A 14,925-nucleotide genomic window follows, 5' to 3' on the forward strand; every position below is an offset into this window, starting at 1 on the left:
TTCGCCAGCCGGCGCAGCCTGTGAGCGGCATCAGCCAGCGGCAAACCGGACAGTAAGGAAAAGTGTGAAGATCGACTTCGCGTCATCGAGGCAGTCAACCCTCGGTGTTGAGTGGGAGCTTGCCCTGGTGGACGGGAAGACGGGCGAGCTCGCGTCCGTGGCCAACCAGGTGCTCCGCGGCGTGGCCTCCCGCCACCCGGAACTCAACGAAGACGACGAACATCCGCACATCAAGCAGGAACTCCTGCTCAATACCGTGGAACTGGTTACCGGCATCTGCGAGACGGCCGCCGAAGCCAAAGAGGACCTCAACCGGTCCGTCGCCGCCGTCCGCGAAATCACCGACCCCATGGGCGTGGAGTTGTTCTGCGCCGGCAGCCACCCGTTCAGCCCGCCGCAGCTGCAGCCGGTCACTGACAAGGCGCGGTACGCCAAGCTCATCGACCGGACCCAGTGGTGGGGCCGGCAGATGGTCATTTACGGCGTCCACGTGCATGTGGGACTGGACCGCCGGGACAAGGCACTGCCCGTCCTGGACGGCCTGGTCAACTACTTCCCGCACTTCCAGGCGCTCTCCGCGTCCAGCCCGTTCTGGGGTGGCGAGGACACCGGCTACGCCTCCCAGCGCGCACTGATGTTCCAGCAGCTTCCCACCGCAGGCCTGCCCTTCCAGTTCAAATCCTGGGAGGAATATGAGTCCTATGTGCAGGACATGACCACCACCGGCGTCATCGACACCATCTCCGAGATCCGCTGGGACATCCGGCCGGTGCCAGCGCTCGGGACCATCGAGATGCGTATCTGCGACGGCCTGGCCACGCTGGAGGAAGTGGGCGCCATCGCGGCCCTCACGCAGTGCCTGGTGGACGAGTTCTCCACCACCCTGGACAACGGCGGCACCATTCCCACCATGCCGCCGTGGCACGTGCAGGAGAACAAGTGGCGCGCCGCCCGGTACGGCATGGACGCCATCATCATCCTGGACGCCGCGGGCAAGGAGCAGCTGGTCACCGACCACTTGCTGGAGACGCTGAACCGGCTGGAGCCGGTGGCGGCCAAGCTGCGCTGCTCCGACGAACTCGCCGACGTCGAGAAGATCATCCGCCGCGGAGCCGGGTACCAGCGCCAGCGCCGGGTCGCCGAGGAGAACGGCGGGAACCTCCAGGCCGTGGTTCTGGACCTGGTCAAGCAGATGCGGAACGGCCCCACCGCCTGACCCGGCCCCTCGGCTGACGTGGCCCCTCGGCTGACGTGGTTCCTCCCGAGACGGGGCACTTCGGCACGGACACGCCGGCCGTCGTCGTGATTTACGACGGCGACGCCCGCAAAGTGCCCCGCGACGGTTCGCCGGGCCCACTGCCGTCAGGCCGGAAGCGACACCGAGGTGACCGGCAACGACGAATCCGGGGCGAAGCCGATCCCGCTGGGTGCCACTCGCGCCATCACCAGCTGCGCGCCAAGGGCCGCCACCATGGCGCCATTGTCCGTGCAGAGGTCCAGCGGCGGCACGTGCAGGCGGATACCGGCAGAGGCGCAGCGTTGCCCGGTCAGTTCCCGCAAGCGTGAGTTGGCCGCCACCCCGCCGCCCAGAAGGACATCCTTGATCGCGTGCTCGCGGCAGGCCAGGACGGCCTTGGACGAGATGACATCCACCACCGCTTCCTGGAACGCGGCTGCGATGTCTGCCACCGGGATCTCCTCCCCCCGTGCCTCGAACTGCTCCACGCAGCGCGCCACGGCCGTCTTGAGGCCGCTGAAGGACCAGTCGTACCGGTGCGGTCCGGGCTCGTCCGCACTGCCCATGTACTTGGGCTGGGTGAGGCCGCGCGGAAAGCGGATCGCTTTGGGGTTGCCGTTGCGGGCCACCTTGTCGATGGCCGGTCCGCCAGGGTAGCCCAGGCCCAGAATGCGGGCCACCTTGTCGTAGGCCTCGCCGGCGGCGTCGTCGATGGTGGCGCCCAGGAGGTCCACATCGCTGGTGATGCTGTTGATCCGCAGGATCTCCGTATGGCCGCCGGACACCAGCAGGGCGCCCAGGTTCGCCGGCAGTTCCTGCTTCCTGCCGGTTGCCCGGTCATCCAGGAGACCAACCCCAACGTGCGCCACCAAATGGTTGATCGCGTACAGCGGTTTCCCGGTGGCGACGGCGAGCGCTTTGGCAGCGCACACGCCCACCATGAGCGCGCCGGCGAGCCCGGGCCCTGACGTCACGGCGATGGCATCCACGTCCGCCAGGCATACGCCGGCGTCCGCCAGTGCCTGCTCCAGGGTGGGTACGAACGCATCCAGGTGGGCTCGGGAGGCGATCTCGGGGATGACGCCGCCGAACCGGACGTGCTCGTCCATCGAGGATGAGACGGTGTTGGTCAGGAGGGTGGTGCCGCGGACAATTCCGACGCCGGTTTCGTCGCAGGATGATTCAATGCCCAGCACCAAGGGCTGAGTGCGGTTCATTGGCTGCCTGCTTCCGTTGCTTCGCCACCGGCGGTTTCGGCGGCCAGTTGCAGCCGCATGATCAGGGCGTCCACGCCGTCGCGGTAATAGCGGGGACGGATATGGATCTGCTCGAAGCCGAACCGCAGGTAGAGCTGTTGGGCCCGCGGGTTGTCGGCGCGGACTTCGAGCAGGACGTCGGCGGCGCCCCGGCGGCGGGCCTCCCCGATGAGCCGGGTGAGCAAGTCGCTGCCGATGCCGCGGCCCTCGTACTTCGGGACGACGGCGATGGTCTGCACATCGGCGATGGGTTCGATGCACATCAGGCCGGCGTAGCCCACGATGCCGTCGCCGCCCTCCGCCACCAGGTAGCGGCGCGTTTCCGGCTGGGACAGCTCGTCCAGAAACATCTGCACGGGCCAGGCATCGATCGGGAAGAGCTGGTGTTCGAGGAGTCCGACGGCGGGAACATCGTCCAGGGTCATGTCGCGGACCGTGATACCCGCCATCCGCGGATGGGTCATCCTGCTCATAATGCCCGCTTCCGCGGTCCGGGAACCTGGGCGTCGGATTCGCGCAGGTACAGCGGGGTGGAGTCCAGCAGGGATTCCCCGGAGGCCAGCCTGGCGAGGGCGAACTGGCCAAGGTACAGGGCGTCCGGCTGCTCGGCTGCGAACTCCGGGTGGGCTTTCAATACGTCGCCGTACAGCCCGGCACCGGCGCCGAACGCAGGCAGGTCCGGCAGGTCCGCGGCGAAGCCGACGTGCGGGCCGTCCTGGAGCAGGGGCAGCTGGCCATCGGCCAGGCTGTAGCGGGCCCAGTAGACCTCCTTGCGGCGGGCGTCGGTGACCACCAGGAATTCCGGAACGGCCGCGGTGGATTCCGCTACTTCCAGGGCCACGGCATCCAGGCTCATCAGCCCGTGCAGGGGCTTGCCCCAGACGAACGCCAGGGTGCGGGCGGTGGCAATGCCGGAACGCAGTCCTGTGAACGGTCCTGGGCCGACGCCCACCACCAGGGCGTCCACGTCCGCGCCGCTGACTCCGGCCTCGGACAGCATGGCGTCGATCCCGGGGGCGAGTACCTCGGCATGGCTGCGGGTGTCCTCTGTCGCGAAGCTGGCGATCACGCTTTCAGGGGCATCGTCGGACACCAGGGCGGCGCTTGCCACGGCCGAGGTGTCAATGGCGAGGATCAGCATGGGAGTCCCCCTTCAAAGCCGCCCAGCGCCGGCGCCGTTGCCCAGCGGGGCCCGTACCCGCGCAGCACGATGGTGCGTGGTTCGTCGGTGTCGTCGTCGTCAAAGTCCAGGCTTCCGGACGGCCCGCCCGTGGTGCCCTCGTCACCGGCAGCTTCCACGGTGCTGCCAAGGCCGATGGCACGGTGCAGGTCGATCTCCAGGCGGCTCTCGCTCAGGTGCTCCACCCGGTCATGGCCCCACTCCACCACGGTCACCGACGAATCCATCGTGTTCTCAAGGTCGATGTCATCGATCTCCGCCACAGATCCCAAACGGTAGGCGTCCACGTGCACCAGGTCCGGGCCGCCGGGACGAGGACCGTCCGGCAGGTTGGGGTGGATGCGGACCAGGACAAACGTGGGCGAGATGATGCCCGCGCGGACACCCAGCCCCTCCCCCAGCCCCTGCGTAAAGGTGGTCTTCCCGGCGCCAAGTTCACCGGAGAGCACCAACAGGTCTCCGGCCTGGAGTACCTCCGCCAAATGCCTGCCGAACGCCTGCGTCTGTTCCGCCGTCGTCGCCGTAAACGTCTTTTCCCAGGTGGCCGCCGGCTGCCCTGTCCCGCTCATGCCGCCCCTGCCGTTCCGGGCAAGCCCGCCAGGCCGGGGCTGCTGCCGGCCTGCTGGTCCTCGTTGATGAAACGGCGCGGAACGCGGGGACTGATGCGGGTCACGATCTCGTAGTTGATGGTCCCGGCGGCCTGTGCCCAGTCGTCAGCCGTGGGGCCGCCGTCGGCACCGTCTCCGAAAAGCTCCGCATCGGCACCGTGCAGGCCGGAACCCCCGGCCTCCGGCCCGAGGTCGATGACCATCTGGTCCATGGCGATCCGCCCCACCACCGGGTAGGTCTTCCCGGCCACGCGGACGGGGCCGCCGGTGGCGACGCGCGGGACGCCGTCGGCATAGCCCAGCGGAATCAATGCCAGGGTGCTGGCCTCCCGGGTCCGGTAGTGCAGGCCATAGGAAACGCCCTGACCGGCGGGGACCGACTTGCACTGGGATACCAGCGTGCGCAGCGTCATGGCCGGGCGCAGGCCGAGCTCCGCGGACGTCTGCCCCTCGAACGGCGAGAGCCCGTACATGCCCAGGCCAACCCGCACCAGGTCAAAGTGGGTGTCCGGCCGGGACAAAGTGGCGGGGGTGTTGGCCAGGTGCCGGACTTCCGGGTCCACGCCCGCGTCCTCAGCGATGGCCAGCGCTTCCCGGAAGGCCGCCAATTGGTCATCCGTTTCAGGGCGCTCCGGCTCATCAGCCACGGCCAGGTGGGAGAAGATTCCCACCACGCGCAGCAGCCCCTGGTCCTGGTACTCCACGGCTTCGCCCACCAGGCGGTCCCAGGCTTCGGGGGTGGCTCCGTTGCGCCCCAGCCCCGTGTCCACCTTGAGGTGGACCCGGGCCGGACGCTCCTGGTCCCTGGCTGCGGCAACGATCCGTTCCAGTTCCCACCCTGAGCAGCCAATGTCGACGCCGGCGGCAACGGCGGCCCCGAAGTTGCTGTCGGTGGTGTGCAGCCAGGCCAGCAGCGGCGCGTCGATGCCGGCGGCCCGGAGTGCGAGGGCCTCGGAGATGTGGGCCACCCCCAGCCAGGATGCACCTGCCTGCAGGGCGGCCCGGGCCACGGGAACGGCGCCATGCCCGTAGGCGTCGGCCTTGACCACGGCCATGACTTTCGCGGGGGAAGCAGCGTCGGCGAGCCGGCGGACGTTGTGCCGGATGGCGTCCAGGTCGATCACGGCGGACCGTTCGTGGCGGGGGTCCGGCCCGGAGGCAGCACTGAATTCACCGGTTGTTGCGGGGTAAGTCACCTAAGTGATTCTAGTGCGGGCACTTCGCGCCGAATAATCGGCAGCCCGCGCACTTCAGGCGTCGGACAGGTGCGCGATGGTGGCGGCCGCCCTGCGCTGGGCAGCGAGGGGCACGTCCTGGACGATGTCCGCGAGGAAACCAAAGCGCCGCAGCCACTGGCTCGTCTGCCGTTCGGGGCGGGCATTGGCGCGTTTCCACCAGTCGGCGATGTCCCCCCAGCCCGGGGCTGCCAGCGATCCGCCCACCTCCTGGACCGCCAACGAGGCGCACAGGTTGGCAAACCGCAGCCGGTCCCCCAGCGGCCAGCCGGCCAGGGTGCCCACGATGAACGCGGCGTCGAAGCAGTCGCCGGCGCCGGTGGGGTCATGCGCCTTGACCGGAAGGGACGGCACCCATTCCTCCTCCCCGGTTTGGGAATCAACCGCCATGGCCCCCTGGGCCCCGAGCGTCACCACAGCGACCGGAACACGGTCCGCCAGGGCGTAGAGGGCACTCCAGGGGTTGTCCTTTCCGGTGAGCGCCATGGCCTCACGCTGGTTGGGCAGGAAGGCGTAGAAGTGCTGCAGGTTCTCGAGCCGCACCGGCGCCCACTCCCCGCTGGGATCCCAGCCCACGTCGCCGAACAGCCGGACTCCGGCCGTGTGGGCCGCCTTGGCCCAGGGTTCCACTTCCACGCCCAGCTCCGCGATGCCGGCGAGCGCCGGGGGCGGGTCTCCGATCAGCTCGGAGTTGGTCACCGGGGCTGAATGCCCGTGGGTGACCATTGACCGGTCCTGGTCCACGCACAGGGATACCGTCACCGGGGAATGCCAACCGGGGACGCGGCGGGAGAGGCTGAGGTCCACATGTTCCTGGCTGGACAGGATTTTCCAGTTAAAGTCCCCGTATCCGTCGTCGCCGAAAGCTGCCGCCAGCCCGGTGCGCAGGCCCAGCCTGGCAGCGGCGATGGCCTGGTTCGCCACCCCGCCGGGGCAGCTGCCCATACCGTCGCTCCAGATTTCCGTGCCGGGCTCGGGTCCGTGCGCCAGGCCGGTGAAGATGATGTCCTGGAAAACCGTCCCGGCCAGCAACAGATCGAATCCTGGCTCGACGGGTGAACGGACGGCGGCCAGGGGGTCGAACGGGCGTGCGGGGATCGCGTCCATGTTCGGCACAATACGCCGTGGCGCCGTGCTGCGGTAGGGGCGCAGGAACGGTGTGGGCAAGCTGTCGGGGCTGGGTCCTAGACTGCATGGTATGCGGCTTCTGATTGCGGGCGGCGGGGGTTTCCGCGTGCCCTTGATATACCGGGCACTGACGTCCGGCCGCTTTTCCGGGCTGGTCACCGAGGTGGTGCTCTACGACGTCGATCCCGCCCGGCTCAGGGCCGTCACCGCAGTCCTGGCCGGTATGCCCGCCGGCCCGGGTGCCCGCCTTCCCGTGCACGCCACCACCGATCTTGCCGGCGCCTTGCCCGGCACCACCATGGTGTTCGCCGCGATCCGGCCCGGCGGCACGGCTGGCCGGATTGCCGATGAAAAGGTGGCGCAGGGCCTTGGACTGCTGGGCCAGGAAACCACCGGAGCCGGCGGGATCTCCTACGCCCTGCGGACCATTCCACCGATGCTGGACCTGGCCCGCCTGATTCGGGAACACTGTCCGGACGCGTGGCTGATCAATTTCACCAACCCCGCAGGGATGGTCACGGAGGCACTGCTCCCCGTGCTGGGGCACAGGGTCATCGGAATCTGCGACTCAGCCGGCGGCCTGGTGCAGCGGGCTGCCGGCGCCGCCCGTGTCCCCCTGGCGGAGGGATGGTTGGGCGGCGTGGGGTACTACGGGCTGAACCACCTGGGCTGGCTGTACCGATTGGAGTCCGGTGGCCGGGACGTGCTGCCGGACCTGCTGGCCAACGCGCCGGCCCTCCAGTCGTTCGAAGAGGGCCGGCTGTTCCCCCAGCCGTTCCTGGCCCGCTTGGGCATGCTGCCAAACGAATACCTGTACTACTACTATCGGCGCGACGCCGCGCGGCAGGCGATGCAGGCCATGGCGCAGACCCGCGGCGAGGCCATCCACAACCAGCAGCAGGAGCTGTATCCCCGGCTTGCCGCGGCCGCGCCGGACGCCTACCGGCTGTGGGAGGAAGCGCGCCGGTCCCGGGAGGAGGGGTACCTGGCCGAGGCCCGCGGTGCCGGTGAGCAGCGGAACGAGGACGACCTGGCCGGCGGCGGCTATGAGCGTGTTGCCCTCGCAGCCATGAAGGCCCTCGCCGGCCGAGGAGACACCCAGTTGATCCTCAACACCCGCAACGCCCTCCCGCCCGCCGTCGAACCCGCTGCCGCAGCCGGCCGGAAAACGTCCGGTCCCCTGCCGGCCCCGGCAATCCCTGGTGTTCCCCAACCGGCCATACCCGGCCTGGCCGCGGACGCCGTCGTCGAGGTTCCGTGCACCGTCACCGCCGCCGGCGCCTCCCCGCTGCCCCAACGGGAGCCGGGCGACCCGCAGCTCGAACTGCTCCGGCAGGTCAAGGACGTGGAACGGTTCTCGGTCCTGGCCGCGACCAGCGGCGACCGCGAGGCCGCCCAGCAGGCTTTCGCCCGGCACCCGCTCGTGGCGTCGCCGGACCTGGCTACCAGGCTGCTGGCAGGCTACGAGGAGGCGTTTCCGGCGCTGGGGAAGATGTTTGCGGGCGGCGGCCGTTGAGTGAGGGAGTAGTGTTTTATCGAATGTGCTCTCGACCGGCTCCGCTGACGCGCGCCGGTGGCCGGAAGGAGGTCCCGTGGCGCTGATCCGCAGGGTCGCTTTACTCTCCCTCCACACCTCCCCCATGGAACAGCCGGGGTCCGGTGACGCCGGGGGGATGAACGTCTACATCCGTGAGCTGGCCTCGGCGCTGGCAGAGGCGGGCGTCGAGGTGGAGATCTTCACGCGCGCCACCTCCGCCGACCAGCCCGCTGTCGAACACCCGGACCCCGGCGTGTGCGTCCACAACGTCCTGGCCGGGCCGCCCACAAAGGTCCCCAAGGAAGAGCTTCCGGGGCTGCTGCACGCCATGGTGGCGGAAATCGAGCAGATCCGCCGCCGCCAGCCGCACGGCCGGTACGACGTCATCCATTCGCACTACTGGGTGTCGGGGATCGCCGGGCTGGAACTGTCGCGGCTCTGGGACGTGCCGCTGGTGCACACCATGCACACCATGGCCAAGGTGAAGAACCTGCTGCTGGAATCCGGCGAACAGCCCGAACCCCGCCGGCGCGAGTTGGGCGAGCACCGCATCGTGGAGGGCGCGGACAGGCTCATCGCCAACACCAGTTCCGAGGCCGCCGAACTCGTGTCCCACTACGGCGCCACCTACGACCAAATCGATATCGCGCCGCCCGGGGTGGATCTGAGCACCTTCACCCCGGCGTTCCGGGCGCGGTCCAGGGCGCAGCACGGCATCAGCCCGGATACCTTCCACCTGGTGTTCGCCGGCCGCATCCAGCGGCTCAAAGGTCCACAGGTCCTGGTCAAGGCCGCGGCGCTGCTGCGGAAACGCCGCCCGGACATTGACATGCGCGTCACCATTCTGGGCGCCTTGAGCGGCAACAAGGAATTCAACCTCCGGTGCCTGGTTGCGGAGGCCGGGATGGACGACGTCGTCACGCAGCTTCCGCCGGTCAAGGCGCCTGAGCTAGCATCCTGGTTCCGCGCGGCGGACGTGGTGGTGATGCCGTCCTTCAGCGAGTCCTTCGGCCTGGTGGCACTTGAGGCCCAGGCCTGCGGCACGCCCGTGGTGGCCACGCGGGTGGGCGGGCTGTCACGCGCAATATTCCACGGCCGCACCGGGCTCCTGGTGGACGGGCACCACGCGGCGGACTGGGCGGATGCCCTCGAAGCCCTGTACGACGACCCCGCCACCCGTGAGGACCTGGGGCGGGCCGCCGCCATCCGCGCCCAGAGCTCCGGCTGGCAGCGCACGGCCGCCATCACGCTCGAAAGCTACCATGCCGCCGTCGACCATTACTCGGGCCACCGCCTCGCCCCGGCCGTACCCGCGTCGTGACGTCCTTCCGCTGTTGCTTCGAAAGCCATCTCCGCGGGCCGCTGTTCCTCCGCAGCCTGCCCGGGTGCTGTTAGCTTAGGGGCAGGTGTCCGGCGCCGGCCGGTACAGGAAAGGACAAGGATGTCTGGTCTCCCTTCTGATCTTGAGATTGCCCGGGCTGCCCCGATCCGGCCCATCGGGGAGATCGCGGCAGCGGCAGGGATCAACGAGGAAGCCCTTGAACTGTACGGGCGGTACAAGGCGAAGATCGATCCGGCCAGGCTCGAGGCACCTGCTCCGCACGGCAAGGTAGTGCTCGTGTCCGCCATGTCCCCCACCCCGGCCGGGGAAGGCAAGTCCACCACCACGGTGGGACTGGCCGATTCCCTGGCCCGGGCCGGCCACAACGTGATGATCGCGCTGCGGGAGCCATCCCTCGGACCGGTGCTCGGGATGAAGGGCGGCGCCACCGGCGGGGGTTACTCCCAGGTGCTGCCCATGGATGAGATCAACCTGCACTTCACCGGCGACTTCCATGCCATCACCTCCGCCAACAACGCGCTCATGGCGTTGGTGGACAACCACATCTACCAGGGCAACGCCTTGAACATCGATCCGCGCCGGATGACGTTCAAGCGCGTGCTGGACATGAACGACCGGTCCCTGCGCGAAGTGGTCATCGGGCTGGGCGGTCCGACGCAGGGGGTGCCCCGGCAGGACGGGTTCGACATCACCGTGGCGTCCGAGGTCATGGCCGTCTTCTGCCTGGCCACGGACCTGTCGGATTTGCGGACGCGGCTGGGCCGGATCACGTTCGGCTACACCTACGACCGGACGCCGGTGACGGTCGCGGACCTCGGCGTGGAAGGTGCCTTGACGCTTCTCTTGAAGGAGGCCATCAAGCCCAACCTGGTGCAGACTATCGCGGGCACCCCCGCCCTGGTGCACGGCGGCCCATTCGCCAACATCGCGCACGGCTGCAACTCGCTCATTGCCACCCAGACCGCCCGGCGGCTCGCGGACCTCGTGGTGACGGAAGCCGGTTTCGGGGCCGACCTGGGGGCCGAGAAATTCATGGACATTAAAGCCCGGTACGGCGGCCTGGCACCATCCGCCGTCGTGGTGGTGGCGACGGTGCGGGCCCTCAAAATGCAGGGCGGCGTGGCCAAGGACTCGTTGACCCGCCCGGACCTGGCCGCGCTTGAAGCAGGCGTAGCCAACCTGCGCCGGCACGTCCACAACGTGGAGAAGTTCGGGGTTACGCCGGTGGTGGCCATCAACAGGTTCTCGTCCGATTCGTCGGAGGAACTCGACTGGCTGCTGGCCTGGTGCGCGGCAGAAGGTGTGCGCGCCGCTGTTGCCGACGTGTGGGGCCGGGGCGGCGGGGGCGACGGCGGTGACGAGCTCGCGGCGCTGGTGGCCCAGGCGGTTGACGCTCCCAGCAAATTCCGGCATTTGTACGCGCTGGACCTGTCGGTGGAGGACAAGATCCGGACCATTGCACAGGAAATCTACGGGGCAGACGGGGTGGACTTCTCCGTGCCGGCTTTGAAACGCCTTGCCGATATCGAACGGAACGGCTGGAGCGGGCTGCCCGTCTGCATGGCCAAGACCCAATACTCTTTCACGGACGACGCCTCCCGCCTGGGCGCCCCCAAAGGCTTTACCATCCACGTGCGCGACCTGCTGCCCAAGACCGGAGCGGGCTTCATCGTTGCGCTGACAGGCGCCGTGATGACCATGCCCGGGCTCCCACCCGTCCCGGCCGCCCTCAGGATGGACGTGGACGCCGACGGCAACCCGGTAGGCCTCACCTGACCCCTGCTCACCTTTGGCACATCTTTTGGTGACGCCCGCTCACCTTTTACCGCCTTTTCCTGAACCCCTGCTCAGCTTTGCCGGCCTGATGAGCACCTGTGGATAACTTCCGACGCATATCGGCTGTTTACATGAGAATGCAGTATGCGATCCCACCCACCCCTGCCAGCTCACCTGGCCATCAGCCCTTTCACTCTCGAGAGCGCCAGGGGCGCAGGGCTAAAGTACAGCCGCTTACGGCGCACAGATGTTGAGCATGTAAGCCGGGGACTCTACCGTCCGGCCGGTTGGGATTTCTGTCTGGAGGAGGCCGCCCGCGGCCTGTCGGAGGCTACGCCTGGGGCGTGGGTTTCACATGTCACCGCGGCTCGACTCCAGAGTTCCATCCTGCCTCCGTGGCTATCCGATTCCACCGAGCTGCACCTCAGCAAACCCAGTGCCTTTCCCGGAGCACGGAGAAAAGGAATTCATGGCCATCGGGTCATTGTGAAGCCTGGCGAGATTGAGTTCGTGGACGGGATTTGGCTCAGCACCAGGGGCCGGACGTGGTTGGATATGGCACGGCAACTCCCATTGAACGATTTGGTGGCTATGGGAGACCAAGTCATCCGGATACCCCGCCCGGAACTTGAGGGCAGAGAGGGCGCGTACTCAACGCTTGAGGAATTACGGGGTTTGGTAGCCCGACATCCAAATCTTCAGGGCGTTGTCCGTGCCCGGCAAGCACTGGACCTGATGCGGGTAGGGGCGGACTCTGCGCCGGAGACATTCCTTCGATTGTCCATGCTTGACGCTGGCCTTCCTGAACCGGAGTTGCAGATTGGTCTTCGCCCGGGGGACCCCCGCTCACCATCAGCCGACCTCGGCTTTCGTCAGCACAGAGTTGCTATTCAGTACGACGGCGGCCATCACCTTTTGGAGCCGCAGCGACGGAGCGATCGGCGCAGAGACAAGGCCTTCGAACGGGCCGGTTGGGTCGTCATCATCGTCGACAAGACCGATCAGGATAACGGTTTCGCTGCTGCGCTCAAGAGAGTCAGGCAGGCCATAAGGAATTCCGACGCCAATCCTGTGACTGCCACAGGCTTCGCCAACACAAGTGACCCACGCAGGATGAAGGATCGCACCGTCAAATAAGGGCGGAAAACAGGTCAAACGTGAGCGGGCGTTTGAGTAAAACAGGTCAAACGTGAGCGGGCGTTTGAGTAAAACAGGTCAAACGTGAGCGGGCGTGGTTAAGCGGGAACGCTCCCCCACCCGTGTGGGTGAGGGAGCGTCCTGGAGAGGGTTAGCGTTCGAGGTCGCCGCGGATGAAGGCTTCGACCTTTTCGCGGGCGAGGTCGTCGTTGAACTGCTCCGGCGGGGACTTCATGAAGTAGCTCGACGCGGACAGCAGCGGGCCACCGATGCCACGGTCCAGGCCGATCTTCGCCGCACGGATCGCGTCGATGATCACACCGGCCGAGTTCGGGGAATCCCAGACTTCCAGCTTGTACTCCAGCGACACCGGGGCGTCACCAAAGTTCCGGCCCTCCAGACGCACGAACGCCCACTTGCGGTCATCAAGCCACTGGACATAGTCCGACGGGCCGATGTGCACGTCCTTCGCCGCCAGCTCCGCCTCAACGTTCGAGGTCACCGCCTGGGTCTTGGAAATCTTCTTGGACTCCAGCCGGTCACGCTCGAGCATGTTCTTGAAGTCCATGTTCCCGCCAACATTCAGCTGGTACGTCCGGTCCAGGGTCACGCCCCGGTCCTCGAACAGCTTCGCCATCACCCGGTGTGTGATGGTGGCACCGATCTGGCTCTTGATGTCATCACCGACGATCGGAACCCCGGCCGCGGTGAACTTGTCCGCCCACTCCTTCGTCCCGGCAATAAAGACCGGCAGCGCGTTCACGAACGCCACGCCGGCGTCGATCGCGGCCTGGGCGTAGAACTCGGCCGCCTGCTGCGAACCAACCGGCAGGTAGCAGACCAGGACATCAACCTTGGCGTCTTTGAGCGCCTGGACCACGTCCACGGGCTCTTCGGTGGATTCCTCGATGGTCTCGAGGTAGTACTTGCCCAGCCCGTCCAATGTGTGGCCGCGCTGGACCGTCACACCCGTGGGCGGGACCTCGGCGATCTTGATGGTGTTGTTCTCGCTGGCCAGGATGGCGTCGGAAAGGTCAACGCCGACCTTCTTGCCGTCAACATCAAACGCGGCAACGAACTCAACGTCACCCACGTGGTACTGGCCAAACTCAACGTGCATCAAGCCAGGAACGGTCTCCGCGGGATCGGCATCCTTGTAATACTGGACGCCCTGCACCAGCGAAGCGGCGCAGTTACCCACGCCGACGATTGCAACACGAATCGGATGTGAAGACACAAAACTCCTTTGGGAACAAACGTCAGCCGGCCGGGTATGGCTCCGCAGGAGGTCCGACGGCGGCCGGCTGGCACGGCGCCGCGCGGCGCCTTTTCATACTACCCAACACAGCGGGACCGGCAGTTGTTCCCCCGGTCCCGCTGTGTAAGAAAACATTCCTCAGGACAGCCCGTTGGGGACAGACGTCACGGCGTCTGCTTCCAGAGATTGATGTCGGACTCCACGGCGAACTCGTCGATGGCGGTCAGTTCCTCGGCGGAAAAGTCGAGGTTGTTGATGGCGGAGAGCGTGTCCTCGAGCTGGCGGACGCTGGAGGCGCCAACCAGGGCGGAGGTGACCGGTGAGCCCTTCGGCTGGTCCCTCAGGATCCAGGCGATGGCCATCTGGGCAAGTGACTGCCCCCGGCCTTCGGCAATGCGGCGCAGCCCGCGGACCCGGTCAAGTTTCTCCTCCGTGATGGAATCTTCGGAAAGGAACCTGGCCTTGGCGGCCCGGGAGTCTTCCGGGATGCCGTGGAGGTAGCGGTCGGTAAGCATGCCCTGCGCCAGGGGCGAGAACGCGATGGAACCGGCACCCACCTGGTCCAGCGCCTCGTAGAGGTTGGGCGATCCGTCCTCGGTCCAGCGGTTCAGCATGGAGTAGCTGGGCTGGTGGATGAGCAGCGGCGTCCCCATTTCCTTGAGGATCCGGGCCGCCTCGAGTGTCTGCTCGGGCGTGTAGGAGGAGATGCCGGCGTACAGTGCCTTGCCGGAACGAACGGCGTAGTCCAGGGCACCCATGGTCTCTTCCATGGGCGTTTCAGGATCGGGCCGGTGGCTGTAGAAGATGTCCACGTAGTCAAGGCCCATGCGCTGCAGCGACTGGTCCAGGCTGGAGATCAGGTACTTACGGGAGCCCCATTCGCCGTAGGGACCGGGCCACATGTAGTAGCCGGCCTTGGTGGAAATCACCAGTTCGTCCCGGTAGGGCTTGAAGTCGTCCTTGAGGTGCCGGCCAAAGTTGGTCTCGGCTGACCCGTCCGGCGGCCCGTAGTTGTTGGCGAGGTCGAAGTGGTTCACGCCGAGGTCGAAGGCCCGTCGGAGGATGTCCCGCTGCTCTTCGAAGCGCTTGTCGTCGCCGAAGTTGTGCCAGAGGCCCAGCGAGATGGCCGGGAGTTTCAGACCGCTGCGACCTACGCGGCGGTAGGGCATGGATTCGTAACGGTTGTCCGCTGCTGAATAAGTCATGGGCTTTATCCTGCCAGTGTGAGGCG

The 14,925-nt window shown here is 67.2% G+C and carries 13 protein-coding genes; 5 read left to right on the forward strand and 8 right to left on the reverse strand.

What is annotated here, in order from left to right:
- Positions 1–64: 64 nt before the first annotated feature.
- Positions 65–1,216, forward strand: coding sequence for a glutamate--cysteine ligase (locus tag AB4Y79_RS02980; RefSeq protein WP_441858627.1), 1,152 nt, complete (start codon positions 65–67; stop codon positions 1,214–1,216).
- Between the two features lie 146 nt (positions 1,217–1,362).
- On the opposite strand, the gene tsaD is transcribed toward AB4Y79_RS02980, so the two are convergent.
- The 6 genes from tsaD to AB4Y79_RS03010 are packed head-to-tail and all read right to left on the reverse strand — an operon-like array spanning position 1,363 to position 6,623.
- Positions 1,363–2,454 (reverse strand): tRNA (adenosine(37)-N6)-threonylcarbamoyltransferase complex transferase subunit TsaD, encoded by a 1,092-nt coding sequence (gene tsaD, locus AB4Y79_RS02985; protein ID WP_441858629.1) that lies wholly within the window; start codon positions 2,452–2,454, stop codon positions 1,363–1,365.
- Complete coding sequence (rimI, locus tag AB4Y79_RS02990; protein WP_441858631.1) at positions 2,451–2,966, reverse strand: ribosomal protein S18-alanine N-acetyltransferase; 516 nt, start codon at positions 2,964–2,966, stop codon at positions 2,451–2,453. Before rimI ends, tsaD begins: the two co-directional genes overlap by 4 nt.
- The gene (gene tsaB / locus AB4Y79_RS02995) at positions 2,963–3,634 is read right to left on the reverse strand and encodes a tRNA (adenosine(37)-N6)-threonylcarbamoyltransferase complex dimerization subunit type 1 TsaB (RefSeq protein ID WP_308930339.1); all 672 of its coding nucleotides are present in this window, start codon (positions 3,632–3,634) and stop codon (positions 2,963–2,965) included. Before tsaB ends, rimI begins: the two co-directional genes overlap by 4 nt.
- Positions 3,628–4,242: a tRNA (adenosine(37)-N6)-threonylcarbamoyltransferase complex ATPase subunit type 1 TsaE gene (gene tsaE, locus AB4Y79_RS03000; protein WP_441858633.1), complete on the reverse strand. Its 615-nt coding sequence runs from the start codon at positions 4,240–4,242 to the stop codon at positions 3,628–3,630. Before tsaE ends, tsaB begins: the two co-directional genes overlap by 7 nt.
- A complete protein-coding gene (gene alr / locus AB4Y79_RS03005; protein ID WP_441858635.1) occupies positions 4,239–5,477 on the reverse strand; it encodes an alanine racemase in 1,239 nt (412 codons plus the stop codon). The genes tsaE and alr overlap by 4 nt, the downstream gene beginning before the upstream one ends.
- A gap of 54 nt (positions 5,478–5,531) precedes the next feature.
- Positions 5,532–6,623 carry a carbohydrate kinase family protein gene (locus AB4Y79_RS03010; RefSeq protein WP_441858636.1) on the reverse strand — a complete coding sequence of 364 codons (1,092 nt, stop codon included), beginning with the start codon at positions 6,621–6,623 and terminating at the stop codon, positions 5,532–5,534.
- A gap of 91 nt (positions 6,624–6,714) precedes the next feature.
- On the opposite strand from AB4Y79_RS03010, the gene AB4Y79_RS03015 reads away from it, so the two are divergent.
- From AB4Y79_RS03015 to AB4Y79_RS03030, 4 genes are all read left to right on the forward strand, one after another.
- Complete coding sequence (locus AB4Y79_RS03015; protein ID WP_441858638.1) at positions 6,715–8,160, forward strand: family 4 glycosyl hydrolase; 1,446 nt, start codon at positions 6,715–6,717, stop codon at positions 8,158–8,160.
- 76 nt (positions 8,161–8,236) lie between these two features.
- On the forward strand, positions 8,237–9,502 hold the full coding sequence (mshA, locus tag AB4Y79_RS03020) for a D-inositol-3-phosphate glycosyltransferase (RefSeq protein WP_441858640.1): 1,266 nt from the start codon (positions 8,237–8,239) through the stop codon (positions 9,500–9,502).
- Positions 9,503–9,622: 120 nt separating this feature from the next.
- Complete coding sequence (locus tag AB4Y79_RS03025; RefSeq protein ID WP_441858642.1) at positions 9,623–11,299, forward strand: formate--tetrahydrofolate ligase; 1,677 nt, start codon at positions 9,623–9,625, stop codon at positions 11,297–11,299.
- Positions 11,300–12,076: 777 nt separating this feature from the next.
- Positions 12,077–12,436, forward strand: coding sequence for an endonuclease domain-containing protein (locus tag AB4Y79_RS03030; RefSeq protein ID WP_441858644.1), 360 nt, complete (start codon positions 12,077–12,079; stop codon positions 12,434–12,436).
- A gap of 151 nt (positions 12,437–12,587) precedes the next feature.
- On the opposite strand, the gene AB4Y79_RS03035 is transcribed toward AB4Y79_RS03030, so the two are convergent.
- Both AB4Y79_RS03035 and mgrA read right to left on the reverse strand, forming a co-directional pair.
- On the reverse strand, positions 12,588–13,673 hold the full coding sequence (locus AB4Y79_RS03035; protein WP_441858646.1) for an inositol-3-phosphate synthase: 1,086 nt from the start codon (positions 13,671–13,673) through the stop codon (positions 12,588–12,590).
- 185 nt (positions 13,674–13,858) lie between these two features.
- Positions 13,859–14,899: an L-glyceraldehyde 3-phosphate reductase gene (mgrA, locus tag AB4Y79_RS03040; protein WP_441858648.1), complete on the reverse strand. Its 1,041-nt coding sequence runs from the start codon at positions 14,897–14,899 to the stop codon at positions 13,859–13,861.
- Between the last annotated feature and the right edge of the window lie 26 nt (positions 14,900–14,925).

The sequence above is a fragment of the Pseudarthrobacter sp. YAF2 genome (assembly GCF_052113345.1).
Lineage (GTDB): Bacteria > Actinomycetota > Actinomycetes > Actinomycetales > Micrococcaceae > Arthrobacter.